Source organism: Hymenobacter sp. UV11 (assembly GCF_004684095.1).
Lineage (GTDB): Bacteria > Bacteroidota > Bacteroidia > Cytophagales > Hymenobacteraceae > Hymenobacter.
The window spans coordinates 147933-167061 of the sequence record NZ_SRII01000009.1 but is presented as its reverse complement, the minus strand read 5'-3'; the positions used below and the strand labels follow the sequence as shown (position 1 = coordinate 167061).

Here is a 19129-nt window from a genome sequence, read left to right as displayed (position 1 = left end):
ATTAGAAGAGGCTGGCTAAGCGATAACGGTTAGTGGGGAGCAGTCAGTTCGCTTGCCGGTTTATTGCCAGCCACTAACCGTCAGTTCCTGCTTAGAGGCCGATGTTTACCCCGGCCAGAAAGACGCGGGATTGTGGGTAAATACCGCGGTCAACGCCTAGGCTATTGCCCTGGTTGCCCAGTTCCGGGTCAAACCCGGTGTAGTTGGTGATGGTGGCCAGGTTTTGGGCCGTTACATAGATGCGGATGCGCTGGCTGTGCAGCGTCGTCAGCAGCGACTGGGGTAGCGTGTAGCCCAGCGTGAGCAGCTTAACGCGCAGGTAGGAACCGTTCTCGATGAAGTGGCTCGACACGCGGTTGTTCTGGTTCGGGTCTTGCAACACGGCACGGGGGACGTAGTTGCTCGTATTGGGGCCAGTCCAGCGGTCCAGGGTAATGGTACCCCCGTTGGAGGCTGCTGCCAAGCCGAAACCTTCCAGGTAGTAGCGGTTCAGGTTGTATACGTCATTACCCTGCGAGCCTTGTATAAATACACTCAGGTCGAAGCCCTTGTAAGCGAACGTGTTGTTGAGGCCGTACGTGAACTTCGGGTTCGGATTGCCGATGAACGTGCGGTCGTCGCCGTTTACTACGCCGTCGCCGTTCAGGTCTCTAAACTTGATATCGCCAGCCCGGGTGCCGGAAGCCTGGTAGAAGCCGGTTGGCGACTTCGTGTTCAGCGCTGCCAGCTCATCACTGGTCTGAATGATGCCATCGGCCACGTAGCCGTAGAACTGGCCCACGGATTGGCCTACATCGAAGCGCGTGAGGCTACCCCCCCCCCGAATGCCCTGCCCAGGGAAGGGCGCGCCGCCACCCAATGAAGTGATTTGGCTGCGGTAGGCTGAAATGTTCAGGGTAGTGCTCCAGGTGAAGGCGTCGCCGGAACCCACGAAGTTGTTGGTGGTCACGGACAGGTCAACCCCCCGGTTTCTAGAGGCGGCGGCGTTGGTTGCTACCGCCTCGCGGGTACCTGAAATGTAGGTTGCCGGCACAAACAGCAACAGGTTGGGCGAGGTGCGGGTGTACAGGTCAACTGTGGCGCTTACCCGGTTCTGGAACAGGCCCAGGTCCACGCCCACGTTATACTGGATATTGTTTTCCCAGGCAATGTTGGGGTTGGGCAGGCGGGTTGGTACGCTGCCCTGCACCAGGTTTTGTGCGCCCGTGCCGAATACGTAGCCCGTGCCTGGCCCACCATACGAGCTAACCGAAGAGTTGATGAGCGCCGTGTAGGCGAAAGCGCCCGCGTTCAGCGGGTTACCTACCTTACCGTAACCCAGGCGCAGCTTGAGGTTGCTGATGGCACTCACGTCCTTGAGGAAGTTTTCCTCCGAAATGCGCCAACCCGCCGATACACCGGGGAAGAAGCCAATGCTATTCTCGCGGCCAAAGGCCGACGAACCGTCGAAGCGGGCAATGGCCTGGAATAGGTACTTGCCCGCAAAATCGTAGTTCAGGCGCCCAAAGTAGCTGAGTAGTCGGCTCTGACTGTTGCCGCCGTAATTGCTTATAAAAGCGTTAATCGGACCCGAGTCCAGAATCTGGAGAGTGTTGGTTTGGTAGCCGGTGCGGCTGCCACCCAGGTAGAAGTTGTCGAACTGCTGCGCCGACTGGCCAAGTAGGAAGGTCAGGCGGTGATTGGTGCCAATGGTCTTGTTGTAAGTGGCCGTATTCTCAATCAGGTAGCTAGGCTGGTAGTTGGAGCCGCTGCTGGCAGAGGCATTCTGGGTCGTGTACTTTGCCGACCCTGGCAGGGAAGGATTGAACTGGTCGTTTTGGTTGAACTGCAGGTCTGCCCCAATGCTAGTACGGAAACGCAGGCCGGTCAGGGGCTCCAGCTCGGCGTAGAACGTGGTGGTGACGCGGTTACGGTTGTTGCGGTTGCTGGCGCGTAGCGCCTTCGTCACCGGGTTTTCCTCGGCAAAGTTGTCTTCTGCCGTGCTGCCAAACTCATAAAAGTTGCCATTGGGTTGGTACACGGGCAGGAAAGGAGGCGCTTGGATGGACAACTGAATAGGCCCGCCAAATTCGTCGTTTTCGCCGTTCAGTGGGTGCTCTTCCTGGTGGCTGAAGGCCATCGTGTTACCCACTTTGAAGATTTTTGACAGGTTCACCTCGCCGTTGGTGCGAAGCGTGAAGCGCTGGAAATCGGAGCCGATGATGGTACCGTTTTGCTGGAAGTAGCCGGCGCTTACGGCGTAGCGCGCCTTCTCGCTACCCCCCGTGGCCGAAACGGAGTAGTTCTGAATCCGGGCCGGACGGAAAATCTGGTCCAGGAAGTTGGTGGAGGGTAGGGCCGCTATTTTGGCGGGCGTGTTAAACCGGGAGTTGAACGGCGCGGGCGAGAAAGTCGGGTCGCTGGCATTCTGCGCGTTCCAGTTGGTAGTGGCCTCGTTGTTGAGCGTAGCATACTGCTGCGAATTGAGCAGGCCCGGCTGGCGCCATACGTTCTGGACGCCCGCATAAGCATCGATACTGACGTTGGAAACACCGGCCTTGCCGCGCTTGGTCGTAATCAGTACTACGCCGTTGGCGGCCCGCAGGCCGTAGATGGCGGTAGCCGAGGCATCCTTCAGCACATCGATGGTTTCGATGTCATTCGGGTTAATGTTGTTAATCTCCGTGCCCGATGGGTTGCCATTGCCGTCATAGGCTGCGGGCAGCGGAAAGCCATCCACTACGTAGAGCGGCGAGTTGTTGCCGGCCGAGGTGATGCCGCGGACCCGGATGGAGGTACCACCCTGCCCACCCGGCGAGCCACCGTTGGATACTACCTGCACGCCGGCCGCCCGGCCCTGAATGGCCTGTGCGGGGTCGGCTACCGCCACGGCCGAAATCTCGCGGCTCGATACCGAAGAAATAGCGCTGGTTACGTCGGCTTTGGTTTGCGTGCCGTAGCCTACTACCACAATTTCGTTTAGAGCCTGCGCGTTTTCCTGGAGCGTTATTGCCAGGCTAGCGTTGGCCCCCGTAATGGCAACTTCCCTGGCAGTGTAGCCAATCGTGCTGAATACCAGGGTGCTGTTTTCGGGTACGCTCAGGGTGAAGTTACCGTTGGCATCGCTTGAGGTACCAATACTGGTACCCTTTACCAGCACCGTTACACCGGGTATGCCTTCGCCGTTGGCCTGCGTCACGCGGCCTGACACGGGCACGTTGGCTAGCTTCGATTGGCTCAGCACAATGCGGTTTTTGCGCACTTCGTACTGAATCTTACGCGGGGCCAGCAGCTCGTCGAGCACCTGCGTCAAGGGCCTGTCGGCCACCTTCAGCGTCACCTTGCGGTTGGCGCCGATGAGAGTAGGGCTGTACACAAACCGTACGTGTAGCTGCTGCTCTAGTTGGGTGAGTACCGACTCAATAGTCTGATATTCGGCCCGCATAGTTATTTTCTGGTCCAGCACAATCTGCGTCTTGACCGAGGCGTGTTCTGCAGCCATCCCGGTGAGGGGGTAGGCCAGGCAGAGGTGAAGCGCGAGCACCCCAGTGGGGCGCCAGTAGCTTCGCTGGGGGGGTAGGCTGTTTTTCATTCGCCGGAATCGTTTGTGGTGGGAGTTAAAAGAAAGTGATGACTAGTACGCGGGGCGGCAGCGTGGCGGGGTAGGAGCCTGGGCTGCCAATTGCAAGGCCGGGCACGAGATGCGAGAGGGTAGGCTACTATCAGCTGGCTTTGCAGCCGCTGCTTTCAAATAGTATTTGGGCGTTATTAGCCATTTTGTACTTGGCGTCCAAGGCTTTGCAAAGCGTATCGAGCTGCTCAAACAGCGACTCATCTCCGAAGCTTATCGTGATGGTGCAGTCGCGCAGCTTGGCCGGGTCATACACGATATTGACGCCGTAGGCATGTTCCAGCGCCGTGAGCACTTCGGCCACGGGTCGGTTGTGGAAGTCGAGCGGCTCGGCAGTGAGCTGAACCGGCTCCCGCACCAGGTTTTTGGCCAACTCCTTGGTCGAAGCCGAGTAGGTAGCCTGCTGGTTGGGTAGCAGCAGCAGGCCGGCGGCGGCTGGGTGGGCGGGGGTAGCCGCCAGCTCGGCGCCCTGGCGGCGCTGCACGGCCACGCGGCCCTCACGCACAGCCACGGTATTTTTCTGGTTGGCATAGGCCGTTACCATAAAGCTGGTGCCCAATACAGTCGTCACCAGCTTATCGGTATAAACCAAAAAGGGGTGGGTTGGGTCCTTGGTAACCTTAAAGCACGCCTGGCCCGCGAGGTAAACTTCCCGCCGCTGGCCCACCAGGCCGGTGAGGTAGCGCACACTGCTGTGGGGGTACAAGTTGACCAGGCTGCCATCGGCCAGGCGCAGCGCCGTGGGCTGCGAACCCTTATTGGTGCGCTGCACCCACCGCGGGGGCGCTGCTTGGGACAGGCCAGCCGCTTGGTGCCGGGGTAGCCACCAGCTTAGCGCCCCCGCCCCCGCAGTCAGTAGGGCGGCGGCGGCCCAGCGCAGGGCGGGCTTGCGCCAGCTGCCGGCGGGCCACAGGGGCCGCACCACCGGGCCTGCCGGCTCGGCCGTGCGCGCCGTAATGTTTTGCCACATGGCCGTGCGCACTTCCTCCCGCAGGTGGGGGGGTAGGGGCTGGTGCCCGGCGCGGCCCAGCTGCTCGCTCCACTGCTCTACCAGGCGTTGCTCGCCAAGGCGGCTTTGGCCGTCGAGGTAGCGCTGGAGCATGGCGTCGAAATCAGCTTGGGTCATCATGGGGCGGGGCGTCTGAAAGGATAGACGCGCAACTGCTCCCCATCCCTAAAGCACCACCCACTTTTTTTTCAAAAACAGCAACCTTTTCTTTTCAAAAACGTGCTGCTGACCCGGAAAGCTACTGCGCCAATAAAAAAACGAGAACCAGTACAACAAAATCGCGCAAGTGGCTGCGCAGCAGCCGCATCGACTTGGTGAGGTGATATTCAACTGCCTTGGCCGACAAATTGAGGTGCAGCGAGATTTCGTGCACCGAAAAATGCTCTAGTCGGCTCAGCCGAAATACCTCGCGCGATTGCTCGGGCAGGTGCAGCAGAGCTTTGGTGAAGGCTTCGTACAAGTCGGCCGCGGCCAGGTCGTTTTCCGTTTCCCGGGTGGCTTCGGCCTGCGTCCAGCGGCAGTAGTCGGCGTAAGCAGTGCGTACTTGGGTGCTGCGCAAATGACTGATAACGCGCCGATTGATAGCCGAAGCAAGGTAGTGTTCCAGGTTTTCGATGGCCTGCTCGCGGCGCTTCTGCCACAGCATGGCAAATAAGTCCTGCACCAGCTCCTCGGCCGTTTCCCGTACTTTAAGCTTGCGGTAGGCCAGGGCAAACACGCGGTACCAGTGCCGCTCATATAGCTCGGCAAAAGCATCACGGTCGTCGGCGAGCAGCGCGGTGAGCAGTGCCTCGTCGGACCAGGAATTGTACGCGCGTAACGTTGGCGAACTCACGGGACTAGAAAAGTAGGGGTAGGAATAGAAATCTAGCGCAAAGTGTAGTAAATGTACCAGTAGATGCTGGTAAAGCAATAGGAGGTTGCAAGTAAACGGATTATAGAGTGCAGCTGCGATGAAGCCCGGCTGTTTAGGAAAAAAATTGTAGCATAAATGCCTTTTCTACTTAAGTTTGACGGGTAGATAGTTACCGCTACCCGCCCTACCCCCTTCTTTATCAGGATAAAGCCTGGTTAGATACGGTAGGGGCAATGCTGCCACGCCACCGCGGCTTAATGTGCGCCGCATTGTTACATTGCCATGCCATTTGGGCCTTCTGCTGCCCGCTACCCACTGCTTTAGTACTGCGGTTCGCCGCCTAAGGTGCTGGTTCTTGTCACGTGCTTATCTTTTATTCCCACCCACTTCCTAGTAGTAGTTTCATGGACAAAAACACGTATGACGCCATCGTCATTGGCTCGGGCATTTCGGGTGGCTGGGCCGCCAAAGAATTGACCGAGAAGGGGTTGAAAACGATTATGCTGGAGCGCGGGCGCAACATCGAGCATATCAAGGACTACGTTAATGCCAATAAGGCACCCTGGGAGCTGCCCCACCGCGGTGGCCGCACCCAGCAGATGATTGAGGACCACCCGGTGCTCAAGCGCGACTACACCCTCAACGAGAGCAACCTCTCGTACTGGGTAAATGAAAAGGAGAGCCCCTACGTGGAGGTGAAGCCGTTCGACTGGTTTCGGGGCTACCACGTGGGTGGCCGCTCGCTGATGTGGGGCCGGCAGTCGTACCGCCTGAGTGACTACGACTTCGAGGCCAACCTCAAGGACGGTATTGCCGTGGACTGGCCCATTCGCTATAAGGAGCTGGCGCCCTGGTACAGCCACGTGGAGAAATTTGCGGGCATCAGCGGCAACCGCGACGGCCTGCCGCAGCTGCCCGACGGCGACTTTATGCCGCCCATGAACATGAATGTGGTGGAAAAGGATGTGGCCGCCCGCATCAAGAAAAACTACGAGCACCGGCGCATGGTAATCGGCCGCACGGCCAACATCACGCAGCCGCACCACAACCGCGTGAACTGCCAGTACCGCAATAAATGCTGGCTGGGCTGCCCGTTTGGGGCGTATTTCAGCACGCAGTCATCGACGCTGCCGGCCGCCGTGGCCACCGGCAACCTCACGCTGCGCCCATTCTCCATTGTCACCAAAATCCTCTACGACAAGGATACCAAGCGGGCGAAGGGGGTAGAGGTGCTCGACGCCGAAACCAACCAGACGGTTGAGTACTACGCCAAGGTTATTTTTCTCAATGCCTCGACCCTGAATTCGGCCTGGGTGCTGATGAACTCGGCTACCGACGTGTGGCCCGAGGGCCTAGGCAGCAGCAGCGGCGAGCTGGGCCACAACCTGATGGACCACCACTTCCGGGTAGGCGCGCACGGCGAAGCCGAGGGCTACGACGACAAATATGTGTACGGCCGCCGGGCCAACGGCATTTACGTGCCGCGCTTCCGCAACCTGTTTGGTGATAAGCGCGACTACATCCGCGGCTTTGGCTACCAGGGCAGCGCCGGCCGCGAGGGCTGGAGCCGCGAGATTCCGGAGATGAGCATTGGTGGCGATTTTAAGGACGCGCTCACCGAACCGGGCAAGTGGACGATGGGCCTCACGGGCTTTGGCGAAACGCTACCCTACCACGACAACCGCACGTTCCTCGACAAAACCAAGAAGGACAAGTGGGGCCTGCCCGTGCTGGCGATGGATGCCGTAATCCGCGACAATGAGCAGAAAATGCGCATCGACATGATGAACGATGCCCAGGAAATGATGGAGAAGGCGGGGTTGAAGAACGTAAAGACCTACAACAACGGCTACGCCATGGGCGGCGGCATCCACGAGATGGGCACCGCGCGCATGGGTAGGGACCCCAAAACGTCGGTACTCAACTCTCACAACCAAGTATGGGACGCGCCCAACGTGTACGTGACCGACGGCGCCGCCATGACCTCGGCCGCCTGCCAAAACCCCTCGCTCACCTACATGGCCCTCACGGCCCGCGCCGTAGACCACGCTGTGAGCGAGCTCAAGAAGCAAAACATCTAACCTGCTAATTCCCACCCATATGAATCGCCGCGATGCCCTCGCCCGCGTGGCCGTCCTGATGGGCGGCACCGTGATTGGCGCCGAATTTTTCCTCACCGGCTGCTCCTCGCCGGCCGGTACTAGCTCCACAGCTGGGGAAACTGCCACTAAATTCGCCCTCAGCCCAACCCAGCTGAGTACGCTCGATGAGGTGGGCGAAACCATCTTGCCCGCCACCAAAACGCCGGGCGCTAAAGCCGCCAAAATCGGCAGCTTTATGCTCGTGATGGTGCGCGACTGCTATACGCCCGCCGACCAGCAAATCTTCCTCACCGGCCTCACCAAGCTCGACGAGGCCAGCCAGAAGCAGATTGGCAAAGCCTTCATGGCCGCCGACCCCGCCCAGCGCACGGCCGTGCTCACCAAGCTCGACGCTGAGCAGAAGGAGTTTACCAAAAACCAGCGTAAGGATGACCCCGGCCACTACTTCCGCATGATGAAGGAGCTGACGCTGCTCGGCTATTTCACTTCCGAGGTGGGCGCCACGCAGGCCCTGCGCTACCTGCCCGTGCCCGGCAAATACGACGGCAACGTGCCTTATAAGAAGGGCGACCGCGCCTGGGCTACTTCTTGAGTTAGAAAACGCTAGTGCACTTTATAAAGAACGTCATGCTGAGCTTGCCGAAGCATCTCGCTTGCAGCACGAACCCAATCGTTTAAAGATGCGAGCGAGATGCTTCGGCAAGCTCAGCATGACGTTCTAGTATCCTTTCCCTACCCCCCTCATTCCCGCCCATGACGCCTGCCATTCGCTTCAAGCTGTCCCTGATGATGTTCCTGGAGTTTTTCATCTGGGGCGCGTGGTTCGTGACGCTTGGTACTTACCTGCTGCAAAACCTACATACCAGCGGCACGCAGGTGGGCGTGGCGGTGCTCACGCAGTCCATCGGGGCCATCGTGGCGCCATTTATTATTGGGCTGATTGCCGACCGGTTTTTCTCGGCCCAGAAGATATTGGGTATGCTGCACCTGGTGGGCGCGGTGCTGCTTTGGCGCGCCGCCGGGGCCGCTAATTTCGACAGCTTCTACCCCAGCATTCTGCTCTACATGATAGTGTATATGCCCACGCTGGCGCTGGTCAACTCTATATCGTTCAGGCAGATGAAGAACCCCGAGAAGGAGTTTGCGCCCATCCGGGTGCTGGGCACGCTGGGCTGGATTGTAGCCGGCCTCACCATCGGCTGGCTCAACTGGGAGCAGGGCGGGCAGCTGGGCCTCACGTTTAAGATGGCGGCGGGTGCGTCGCTGCTGCTCGGGCTGTTCAGCTTCCTGCTTCCGCCTACCCCCCCCATCAAGCGCGAAGGTCCCATTACAATTGGTGAGGTAATGGGCCTGGAAGCAATTGGCCTGCTGAAAAACCGCTCGTACCTGATTTTCTTCCTGGCCTCGATTGCCATCTGCGTGCCGCTGTCGTTCTACTATGGCTTCACCAATGCGTTTCTCAACGAGGTGGGCATGAAGAGCGCGGCCGGCGTGCAGACGCTGGGCCAGGTATCGGAAGTGCTGTTTATGCTGCTCATTCCGGTGTTTTTCGTGCGGCTGGGCGTCAAGAAAATGCTGGCTATCGGCATGTTGGCCTGGATAATTCGCTACGTATTCTTTGCCTACGGCAACGGCGACTCGGCCTACTGGATGCTGATTGCGGGCATCATTTTGCACGGCGTCTGCTACGATTTCTTCTTCGTAACGGGCCAGATTTACACAGACAACCTGGCTGGTGAACAGTCCAAAAGCGCCGCCCAGGGCTTCATTACGCTAGCAACTTACGGGGTAGGGATGCTTATTGGCTCGCTACTTTCGGGCCAGGTAGTGGACGCCCACAAGACCACCGGCGACCTGCACGACTGGCACACCATCTGGTTGATTCCGGCGGCTATTGCGGCGGCGGTGCTGCTCGTATTTATGCTGCTGTTTCGTGACCGCAACGCGCCGGTCACTACGGCCGAAATCAGCTACGCCGAGGCCAATGCCCGCCTCGAAGTATAAGTCTTTCACTTTCTGAACTACCGCATGAAACTACGACTGGCCATGATTGGGGGCGGGCCGGGCGCCTTTATTGGGGCCGTGCACCGCATTGCAGCCGCCCTCGACAGCCTGTATGAGCTCAAGGCCGGCGCCTTTAGCAGCGACCCCACCAAATCGAAGGCCGCAGGCGAGTTGCTGGGCCTGGCGCCCGACCGCGTGTACGGCTCTTACCAGGACCTGATTGCGCAGGAAAAGGCGCGCCCCGCCGCCGAGCGCGTGCAGGTAATCGCCATCGTGACGCCCAATCACCAGCACTTCGAACCCGCCCGCCTGGCCCTGGAAAGTGGTTTCGATGTCATCTTGGACAAGCCCATGACGTTCTCGCTGGCCGAGGCTAAGCAGTTGCAAACTGTGGCCGATGCCAGCGGCCGCCTGCTGTGCCTCACCCACACCTACACTGGCTACCCGATGGTGAAGCAGGCCCGCGAAATGCTGGCCAGCAACGTGTTGGGTCCCATTCGCAAGGCCTACGTAGAGTATCCGCAGGGCTGGCTGAGCCGTCCCGAGGAAGGTGGCGACAACAAGCAGGCCGCCTGGCGCACCGACCCGGCCAAGAGCGGCATAGCCGGCGCCATGGGCGACATCGGCACCCACGCTTTCAACCTGCTCGAATACGTGACCGGCTTGGAGGTAGTGAAGCTTTGCGCCGATATCAACACGGTAGTGGCCGGCCGCCGGCTCGACGACGACGGCGCGGTGCTGCTCAAGCTCAGCAATGGCGCCAGCGCTGTGCTGATAGCCACGCAAATAGCAGCAGGAGAGGAGAACAACGTCAAAATCCGGGTCTACGGCGACCAGGGCGGGCTGGAGTGGCAGCAGGTCGATGCCAACACCTTGCAGGTGAAGTGGCTCGACAAGCCCACCGAAATCTGGCGCGCGGGCACTGGCTACGTGGGCGCGGCGGCGCAGCACAACACCCGTACCCCCTCGGGCCACCCCGAAGGCTACCTCGAAGCCTTCGCCAACCTCTACCGCAACTTCGCGCTGTGCGTGCTGGCGCGCGACGCCGGCACCCTACCCCCCCCCGAAGCCCTCGATTACCCCAGCATCAAGGAAGGCGTGCGCGGCATGGCCTTTATCGAAAACGTCATCGCCTCGGGCCGCTCCACGGAGAAATGGACTGAGTTCACCGTCTGATTTTTGCCCTATGACTACCATCCAAGGTCCCGCCGTTTTTATCGCCCAGTTTATCGGCGACCACGCGCCGTTCAATAGCCTGGACGGCATCTGTGCCTGGGCCAAAGACCTGGGCTTCAAGGGGATTCAGCTGCCCACCGGCGACAAACGCTTCATCGACTTGCAGCTGGCGGCCGAAAGCCAGACCTACGCCGACGAGCTCAAGGGCAAAGTGCAGGCCGCTGGCCTGGAAATCACGGAGCTATCGACCCACTTGCAGGGCCAGCTGGTGGCCGTGAACCCGGTCTACGACAAGCTGTTCGACGGCTTTGCGCCGGAGGCAGTGCGCAACAACCCCGTGGCGCGCCAGCAATGGGCCACCCAGCAGCTCACCTACGCCGCCAAGGCCTCGCGCCGGCTGGGCCTGAAAGCGCACGCCACATTCAGCGGCGCGCTGCTCTGGCCGATGGTCTACCCCTGGCCCCAGCGCCCGGCTGGCTTGGTCGAGGAAGGCTTCACGGAGCTGGGTCGCCGCTGGCTACCTATTCTGGATGAGTTTGAGAATGAGGGGGTTGACCTGTGCTACGAGATTCACCCCGGCGAGGACCTGCACGACGGCATCAGCTACGAGATGTTCCTGACCGAGGTCAACGACCACCCGCGCGCCTGCCTGCTCTATGACCCCTCGCACTTCGTGCTGCAATGCCTTGACTACCTCGATTATATCGACATCTACCACGAGCGTATTAAGATGTTCCACGTCAAGGACGCCGAGTTTAACCCCACCGGGCGGCAGGGCGTGTACGGCGGCTACCAGAGCTGGCTGAACCGCGCCGGCCGCTTCCGCTCTTTGGGCGATGGGCAGGTCGATTTCAAGGCTATTTTCAGTAAAATGGCCCAGTATAACTTCCCCGGCTGGGCCGTGCTGGAGTGGGAATGCGCCATTAAAAACTCGGAGGACGGCGCCCGCGAGGGCGCCCAGTTTATCAAAGACCACATTATTCGCGTCACCGATAAGGCCTTCGACGACTTTGCCGGCACCGCTACCGATGCCAATTTTAACCGCACCCTACTGGGGCTGTAATTCTACCTGCTCATGAAAAAAGTCGTCCTTTTCCTCAGCGCCTGCGCGCTGCTTGCCGCTTGCGACTCCGGCTACAAACCCGACGGTGCCGACACGGCCCGTACCAACGATAAGCCAGGCGAAGCCGGCCCAATGAATAGCGACAGCGCGGCCGACCGCCGCCTGAGCGCCGTGAACGAGCAGGCTCAGGTTGATACCAACGCCATGAAAATTGGCACCGCTCACACCGGCGGCATGACGGCGGCGGGCGCCAAGTTGATTGCGGGTTCCGACTGCCTGGGCTGTCACAAGGAAGATGTGAAGCTGGTGGGCCCCGCCTACAAAGACGTAGCCGCCAAATACCCCGCCACCGACGCCAACATTGCCATGCTCGCCAACCGCGTAATTACGGGGGGTAAGGGCCACTGGGGCGAAATTCCGATGTCGGCTCATCCGGCGCTATCGCTGGGCGATGCTAAGGAAATGACCAAGTATATTCTGAGCCTGAAGTAGGTAGCGAGTAGCGCGAACTTTCCAGTTCGAGCGCCAGCGAGCAAGCGGCACCGCGCGGTGCGAACGACGACGCTCGCTGTGCTCGCGCACGAACTGGAAAATTCGCGCTACTTACTGCTTGCTTCCTGCAAAGCGCGTTGATTACCAGCTAGCTGCGTGCTTGTTTTTTCCGCCCTACCCCTTCTTTATTCTGCCATGCCCGCACTTCCCACTCGCCGAACAATGCTCAAGAATGTGCTGGCTGGCACGGCCGCGGTAGGGGTAGCCGGCGCGCTAAAAGCGACTGCGGCCGCCCCTGCCATGACGCCCACCTCCGCGCTGAAAAATAATATTAAGCAGTCGGTGTGCCGCTGGTGCTACCAAAACCTGACGCTTGACCAGCTCTGCGCCGCTGCCAAAGAAATGGGCCTCAAGGGCATTGACCTGGTAGGCCCGAAGGAGTGGCCGACGCTGAAAAAATACGGCCTCGACTCGCCCATGTGCAACGGCGCCGAAATCAACCTTACCGACGGCTTCAACGACCCGCGGTTTCATGCGCAGCTGCAAAAGCAATACGCCGAGATGATTCCGCTGGTGGGCCAGGCCGGCTACACCAACCTAATTTGCTTCAGCGGCAGCCGCCGGGGCATGAGCGACGAAACCGGCTGGGCCAACTGCGTGCAGGGCCTCACGCCGCTGCTGGAACTCGCTGCCAAGCACAAAGTAGTGCTGGTGATGGAGCTGCTCAATAGCAAAATTGACCACAAAGACTACCAGTGCGACCGCACTTCATGGGGCGTGGCGCTGGCCAAAAAGCTGGGTTCCGAGCACTTCAAGCTGCTGTTTGACATCTACCACATGCAAATTGATGAGGGAGATATCATTCGCAACATTACCGATTTTCACCCCTACCTCGCGCACTACCACACGGCCGGCGTGCCGGGTCGCCACGAGCTCGACGACCAGCAGGAGTTGAACTACCCCGCCATTATGCGGGCCATTAAAGCCACCGGCTTCACGGGCTACGTGGCCCAGGAATTTGTGCCGCGGCAGGCTGATAAGCTGGCTTCATTGCGCCAGGCCGTGCAGCTCTGCGACGTGTGAGCAGTAGCGCGAGCTTTCCAATTTCGTGCGCGAGCCCAGCGAGCATCGTCGTTCGCGCCACGCAATTTTACCTGCTCGCTGGGCTTGCGCACGAAATTGGAAAGCTCGCGCTACCAGATTTATACACTTAACTCATTCAACACCATGAAAACCTGGTTGATACTTGCGGCCGCCTTGGCCGGTAGCGGGGGGGTAGCGCACGCGCAGCAGGCCGGCAAGCCTGAAGACACCGAAGTGTGGGAGCCTGTGCCCAAAGTGGTGACGCCCGGCAAAACCAGCGGCGAAGCCCCGTCGGACGCCGTCGTGCTCTTCAACGGTAAAAACCTCGACCAGTGGGTGATGACCAAAGACCACACGCCCGCCCAGTGGATAGTAAAGGACAACATCCTGACGGTGAATAAGGCCACCGGTAACATCGAAACCAAGCGCTCCTTTGGCAGCTACCAGCTGCACCTGGAGTGGCGCATCCCGGCTAATATTTCGGGCACCGGGCAGGCGCGCGGCAACAGCGGCATCTTCCTGGCTTCGCTCGGCGAGGGCGACCTGGGCTACGAGCTGCAGATTCTGGATGCGTATAACAACAAAACATACGTCAATGGCATGGCGGGCAGCGTCTACAAGCAGTTTGCGCCGCTCGTGAACCCCGCCCGCCCGCCCGGCGAGTGGCAGACCTACGACGTGCTATGGACCGCGCCGACCTTCGATGGCAGCGGGGCGATGGCCACGCCGGCCCGCGTCACGGTGCTTTTTAATGGCGTGCTGGTGCAGAACAACACTGCCCTAATGGGCCCCACGCAGTACATCGGCAAGCCCTCGTACAGCAAACAGCACGGCCCGGCCCCCATCAAGCTGCAAGCCCACGGCGACAAGAGCGAGCCGCTAAGCTTCCGTAACATCTGGATTCGGGAAGTGCCAGCCATGAGCCAGGCCGTTAAGTAGATATCGTCTCTAAAGGCAAAACGCCGCGACAGAAACCAATTGGTTTCTGTCGCGGCGTTTTTATGAAGCTTGGCGTAAACTTGATTTACACTAGGTTTTTCTTGATGTAAGCCATGCTTTGGGTGACGCTATCGAACGGCGAGCCGGGGGTAGCGTCCTGCTCCACAAAGAAAAACTTCATGCCGGCCTCGTTGGCGTGGGCAAATATCTTCTTGAAGTCAATCGTGCCGTTGCCTACTTCCGTGAACGAGTGCGGCGCGTCCTTGGCCATGTCCTTGACGTGCCAGAGCGGGAAGCGGCCGGGGTGCTGCTTGAACAGCGCCAGCGGGTCCTGGCCGGCTTTGGTAACCCAATACAGGTCCAACTCCATCTTCACCAGGTCTTTGTCGGTGCTGTTGAGCAGGATATCGTAGGGCCGCTTGCCGCCGGCCTGGGCTGGAAACTCAAAATCGTGGTTGTGGTAGCAGAGCTGGATGCCCGCTTTTTTGCAGCGCTCGCCGGCCTTGTTGAGCTGCTCGGCAATTTTCTGGTAGTGGTCGAGGCCGCCGCGCTCGGCCTCCGAGAGGTAGGCGCACACCATGTACTTCACGCCCACGGCGGCGGCATCGTCCACGGCGCGGTCCCACTCGTGCAGGATGGTACCAGCCACGGGCGCGCCGTTCTGCTGCTCCTCGCCCAGGCGGTGGTGGCTGCTGGGCATTATCAGGCCATGCTGCTTGAGCAGGGCCGCGAACACGGGTGGCGTCATGCCATAAAATTTCTGGCTGCCTGTGTAGGTGGCGCCTTCCACCGAGTTATAGCCAATTTTGGCAAGGTGAGCCAGGGTGCCGGCGGGGTCTTTCTCCATCGCCTCTCGCACCGTATAGAGCTGAATGCCAATGTAGCGCTTGTCGTAGGCCAACAGCGAAGGGGCAATTAGCAGGCCGGCCGAAAGCAGCGCTGCCGAGGTTAGAAATTCTCTTCTCGAAGTCATAGGGAGCAAGGGTGGGAGTGGTGAAAAGGTGCTTCGCTGGCAAGAAAGGCCAAAAACGTGCTGCAAGATAGCAGATTAGCGTAATTGATAAACCAAGAATGATACCGGGTTTGCTACCCCCGCTGCCTTGCGCAGTGGCGGGGCGCCACCGCTGCCAGCAGCGCAAAGCCCCGGCCAGTGTGGGTGCACCCGCAGGAGGCTGCGCATCGAGCAGTAAGCTTTGCGGGTAGTTTGAGCAGCCGCAGGGCTTTGCCGGAGCAATCAGGCCTTCCTGGCTGCCAGCAGGGGGGTAGGACCGGGCGTACTTTTGTAAAAAATGCCGCGTATTTCATGAAAAAACAGTTGTTTTTCTGGCTGCTGGCGGCTGGCTTTCCGGCCGCCGCGCAGACGCCTACCCCCCTCACCGCCCGCCAGGGCAAGGTGAAATTGACTTTCATGCTCGCGGCCGGGCAGCCGACCTACGCCGTCACTTACGGCACTAAGGCCGTGGTAAATGCCTCGCGGCTGGGCCTCGCCTTTGAAGGCGGCCAGGGCTTCGACGGGCCGCTGACGCTGCTGGGCAGCGAGGTGAAAGACGTGGACGAAACCTGGCAGCCGGTGTGGGGCGAGGTCAAAAACATCCGCAATCACTACCAGCAGCTCACGGTGCACCTGCGCCAGCCCGCCGCGCCCGGCCGCCGGCTCGACGTGGTGTTTCGGGTGTTTGCCGATGGGGTAGGGTTTCGCTACGAGCTGCCGCGGCAGCTGGCGCTGGGCAACTTCGTGGTCAGCGACGAGCTCACCGAGTTTGCCCTGCCCGCCGACCACCAGGCGTTCTGGATACCTGGCGACTACGACACTAACGAGTACCTGTACACCAAGTCCAGGCTGAGCGCCGTCGATAACGCGCAGCAGGTCAAGGCTTCCACCGAGATTGCGGTGCGCGACGCGCCCGACGCGCAGGCCGTGGCCACGCCCCTCATGCTGAAGGCCGACGACGGGCTGTACGTGAATATTCACGAGGCAGCGCAGGTCGATTACCCAGCCATGCAGCTGCACGTAGACCGCGCCAGCCACCGCCTCACCGCGCGGCTGGTGCCCAACGCGGTGGGTAGTAAGGCGTTTTTGCGCGCGCCGAGCCGCACGCCCTGGCGCACGATTATCGTGAGCGACAAGGCGCCCGATATCCTGGCTTCGAAGCTGATTCTCAACCTGAATGAGCCCAGTAAGCTGCCCACTACCGACTGGATAAAGCCGATGAAATTTGTGGGTGTGTGGTGGGAAATGCAGATTGGCAAAAGCGACTGGAAGTACGCCAATAGCGCCGACACGCTCGACGCGCAGGGCCACCTTATCCCGACCGGCCGCCACGGCGCCAACACCGCCAATGTGAAGCGCTACATCGACTTTGCGGCCGCGCACCATATTGCCGGTGTGCTGGTGGAGGGCTGGAACGTGGGATGGGAAGACTGGTTTGGCGCCTGGAAGGAGCAGGTGTTTGATTTCGTGACGCCCTACCCCGACTTCCACGTGCAGGAAATCAAGGACTACGCGCAGTCGAAAGGCGTGCAGATGATTATGCACAACGAAACCTCCGGCTCGGCCACCAGCTACGAGCAGCACCTCGACACGGCCTACCAGTTTATGAACCGCTTCGGCTATCCGTCGGTAAAAACCGGCTACGTGGGCCGCATCATTCCGCGCGGCGAGCACCACGACGGGCAATGGATGAGCAACCACTTTGTGCGGGTGGCCGAGATGGCCGCCAAGCACCACGTCACGGTCGATATGCACGAGTCGGTGCGGCCCACTGGCCTCTCGCGCACCTACCCCAACTGGCTGTCGGGCGAGGCGGGCCGTGGCAACGAGTACAACGCCTTCAGCATCGGTAGCCCGCCCGAGCACGAGACGATTATGCCCTTCACCCGCTTCATCGGCGGGCCGATGGACTACACGCCCGGCATTTTTAAGCTCCAGAACTTTGAGCCCACCGGCAAGCGCAGCGTGCGCACCACGCTGGCCAAGCAGCTAGCCCTGTACGTGGTGCTGTACTCGCCGCTGCAAATGGCGGCCGACCTGCCCGAAAACTATGAGGCGCACCCTGACGCGTTCAAATTCATCGAAGACGTGCCCGTGGACTGGGACGACACCCGCATCGTGGCCGCCGAGCCTGGCGACTATATAACGACCGTGCGCAAGGCCAAGGGCGAAAACGAGTGGTACTTGGGCAGCATCACCGACGAAAATGCCCGCACCCAGCCCGTGAAGCTCGATTTCCTACCCCCCGGCCAGCGCTTCGAAGCCACTATCTACGCCGATGCCAAGGACGCCGACTGGCAGAAAAACCCCGCCTCCTACCAGATAACCAAGCAGGTAGTTACTAGTAAATCAACGCTCACGCTGCGGCTGGCGCCGGGCGGCGGCGCGGCCGTCAGCTTCAAGCCCGTGGCGGGCAAGTAGTCGCTCCGCCTCCCTACCCCCCTCCGGCTGCCTGGACGAGCCAGATAAGGAGCCGCCGCCGAAGTGCGGCCGCCGAGCACTATACTTGCTTGGCGGCCGCACTTTGGCGTTCGCGCTCACCGGGTTATGTGGCAAAATTTAGTTGATGTAGTGTGGTTTTCGGTGGCCTACCCGGTGTCGCTGCTGCTGGCTGTGGCCATGGGCTACGCGGTGGCCGAGGTGCGCTACCGCCGCCGCCAGCGCCAGTGGAAGCCTTCGGGCATCGAAAGCGCGCTGATTACCATCTTCGGGCTGCTGCTTTCTTTTACGCTGCTTTCGGCCAATAATGCCCACAAGGAACGCATCCTGCTCATCCACCAGGCGGCCGAGTCGGTGACGGAATTGTACCGCGAAAGCCAGCTGCTACCCCCCACCGACCGGGTGGCCATCCGGGGGTTTCTGCTGCGGTTTTTGACGCTGGAGCAGGCGGCCCACCGCCCCGGCCACCCTCCTCCGACGCGACGCACCCGCGCCAGCTGGGCGCGCTGTACCAGGCCGTCTGGCTGCAGTTTCGCGACTCGGTGCGGGCGCCCGCGCCGCGGGCCGCCGAACTGCGCCGGCTGCTGCCCGCCTTCAACCAGCTCACGGCCAGCACCTCGCGGCTGCACTATGCGCTGGCCGAGCGCACGCCGGCTTCCATTGTGCTGCTGCTGCTGATTTCGTCCTGGGCCATTGGGGTGCTGGTGGGCTTCACCAATAGCGCTCAGGAAACCCGGCACTACTTCGTGCCAGTGCTGTTTGTCATCATCTCGGCGCTCACGGTGCAGGCCATCCGCGACCTCGACAACCCGAAGCTAGGCTTCATCCGGCCCAACTATCAGAACCTGGAAGACCTACGGCGCCTCATCGAGCACGACCACTAGCGCGCCGCGCCGGCTGGGCTGGCTGGTGGGGGGTAGGGCTGGCCAGTGCCGCTAGGCCGGCAACTCGCGCTGAAAGTGCAGGCGCAGCAGCGTATCAATCTTTTCGCGGTTGAGGGGCTTGCTTACCAGGCCGGCAATGGGCAGCTCGTTGATGCGAGCCAGGTCGCCCGAGTCCATCGAGGTCGTCAGCATCACGATAATGGTGGCATCCTGCTGCGCCTGGGGCAGGCGCAGGTACGCTTCCAGAAACTGAATGCCATCCATAACGGGCATGCCGATATCGAGCAGCAGCAGCGTCGGCTCAAAGGGTGGGGGCTGGGTGAGCAGCGCCAGTGCCTCCTGGCCATTGTGGGCAATGTGAACTTGGTCGGTCACATTGAGCCTTTTAAGCAGGTGCTCATTGAGAAAATTAGTCGTATCGTCATCATCAACGAGCAGAATATGCGGTAGTTTTTCCATGGGTTAAACTAGACAATCAACG

Annotated in this window: 16 protein-coding genes; 11 read left to right on the top strand and 5 right to left on the bottom strand. The window is 60.4% G+C overall.

Annotation, left to right across the window (positions count from 1 at the left end; genetic code table 11):
- Positions 1-91 precede the first annotated feature (91 nt).
- The 3 genes from E4631_RS18110 to E4631_RS18100 form a co-directional block, all read right to left on the bottom strand.
- Complete coding sequence (locus E4631_RS18110) at positions 92-3481, bottom strand: TonB-dependent receptor (protein ID WP_166647930.1); 3390 nt, start codon at positions 3479-3481, stop codon at positions 92-94.
- 220 nt (positions 3482-3701) lie between these two features.
- The gene (locus E4631_RS18105) at positions 3702-4739 is read right to left on the bottom strand and encodes a FecR family protein (protein WP_133655671.1); all 1038 of its coding nucleotides are present in this window, start codon (positions 4737-4739) and stop codon (positions 3702-3704) included.
- 118 nt (positions 4740-4857) lie between these two features.
- Complete coding sequence (locus E4631_RS18100; protein ID WP_166647929.1) at positions 4858-5454, bottom strand: RNA polymerase sigma factor; 597 nt, start codon at positions 5452-5454, stop codon at positions 4858-4860.
- A 425-nt stretch (positions 5455-5879) separates the two neighbouring features.
- Here E4631_RS18100 and E4631_RS18095 point away from each other — a divergent pair, with 425 nt between their 5' ends.
- From E4631_RS18095 to E4631_RS18060, 8 genes are all read left to right on the top strand, one after another.
- Positions 5880-7556 (top strand): GMC oxidoreductase, encoded by a 1677-nt coding sequence (locus E4631_RS18095; protein WP_133655669.1) that lies wholly within the window; start codon positions 5880-5882, stop codon positions 7554-7556.
- A gap of 19 nt (positions 7557-7575) precedes the next feature.
- On the top strand, positions 7576-8169 hold the full coding sequence (locus E4631_RS18090) for a gluconate 2-dehydrogenase subunit 3 family protein (RefSeq protein ID WP_133655668.1): 594 nt from the start codon (positions 7576-7578) through the stop codon (positions 8167-8169).
- Between the two features lie 161 nt (positions 8170-8330).
- Positions 8331-9581 (top strand): nucleoside permease, encoded by a 1251-nt coding sequence (locus tag E4631_RS18085; protein ID WP_133655667.1) that lies wholly within the window; start codon positions 8331-8333, stop codon positions 9579-9581.
- 24 nt (positions 9582-9605) lie between these two features.
- Positions 9606-10757, top strand: coding sequence for a Gfo/Idh/MocA family protein (locus E4631_RS18080; RefSeq protein WP_205704263.1), 1152 nt, complete (start codon positions 9606-9608; stop codon positions 10755-10757).
- Positions 10758-10767: 10 nt separating this feature from the next.
- Positions 10768-11820, top strand: a complete 1053-nt coding sequence (locus E4631_RS18075; protein ID WP_133655665.1) for a sugar phosphate isomerase/epimerase — start codon at positions 10768-10770, stop codon at positions 11818-11820.
- Positions 11821-11832: 12 nt separating this feature from the next.
- Positions 11833-12312, top strand: a complete 480-nt coding sequence (locus tag E4631_RS18070) for a c-type cytochrome (protein ID WP_240735043.1) — start codon at positions 11833-11835, stop codon at positions 12310-12312.
- A 195-nt stretch (positions 12313-12507) separates the two neighbouring features.
- A complete protein-coding gene (locus E4631_RS18065; RefSeq protein ID WP_133655664.1) occupies positions 12508-13395 on the top strand; it encodes a hydroxypyruvate isomerase family protein in 888 nt (295 codons plus the stop codon).
- Between the two features lie 144 nt (positions 13396-13539).
- Positions 13540-14334 carry a DUF1080 domain-containing protein gene (locus E4631_RS18060; protein WP_133655726.1) on the top strand — a complete coding sequence of 265 codons (795 nt, stop codon included), beginning with the start codon at positions 13540-13542 and terminating at the stop codon, positions 14332-14334.
- 85 nt (positions 14335-14419) lie between these two features.
- On the opposite strand, the gene E4631_RS18055 is transcribed toward E4631_RS18060, so the two are convergent.
- Positions 14420-15307 (bottom strand): sugar phosphate isomerase/epimerase, encoded by an 888-nt coding sequence (locus tag E4631_RS18055; RefSeq protein ID WP_133655663.1) that lies wholly within the window; start codon positions 15305-15307, stop codon positions 14420-14422.
- Between the two features lie 330 nt (positions 15308-15637).
- On the opposite strand from E4631_RS18055, the gene E4631_RS18050 reads away from it, so the two are divergent.
- The 3 genes from E4631_RS18050 to E4631_RS25985 all read left to right on the top strand — a co-directional run bounded on the left by E4631_RS18050 (position 15638) and on the right by E4631_RS25985 (position 18648).
- The gene (locus E4631_RS18050) at positions 15638-17746 is read left to right on the top strand and encodes a glycoside hydrolase family 97 protein (RefSeq protein WP_133655662.1); all 2109 of its coding nucleotides are present in this window, start codon (positions 15638-15640) and stop codon (positions 17744-17746) included.
- A gap of 126 nt (positions 17747-17872) precedes the next feature.
- Positions 17873-18442, top strand: coding sequence for a hypothetical protein (locus E4631_RS18045; protein WP_133655661.1), 570 nt, complete (start codon positions 17873-17875; stop codon positions 18440-18442).
- Positions 18427-18648 (top strand): hypothetical protein, encoded by a 222-nt coding sequence (locus E4631_RS25985; protein WP_166647928.1) that lies wholly within the window; start codon positions 18427-18429, stop codon positions 18646-18648. Before E4631_RS18045 ends, E4631_RS25985 begins: the two co-directional genes overlap by 16 nt.
- Positions 18649-18699: 51 nt before the next feature.
- Here E4631_RS25985 and E4631_RS18040 read toward each other — a convergent pair whose 3' ends face one another.
- Positions 18700-19107, bottom strand: a complete 408-nt coding sequence (locus tag E4631_RS18040) for a response regulator (RefSeq protein WP_133655660.1) — start codon at positions 19105-19107, stop codon at positions 18700-18702.
- Positions 19108-19129: the final 22 nt, after the last annotated feature.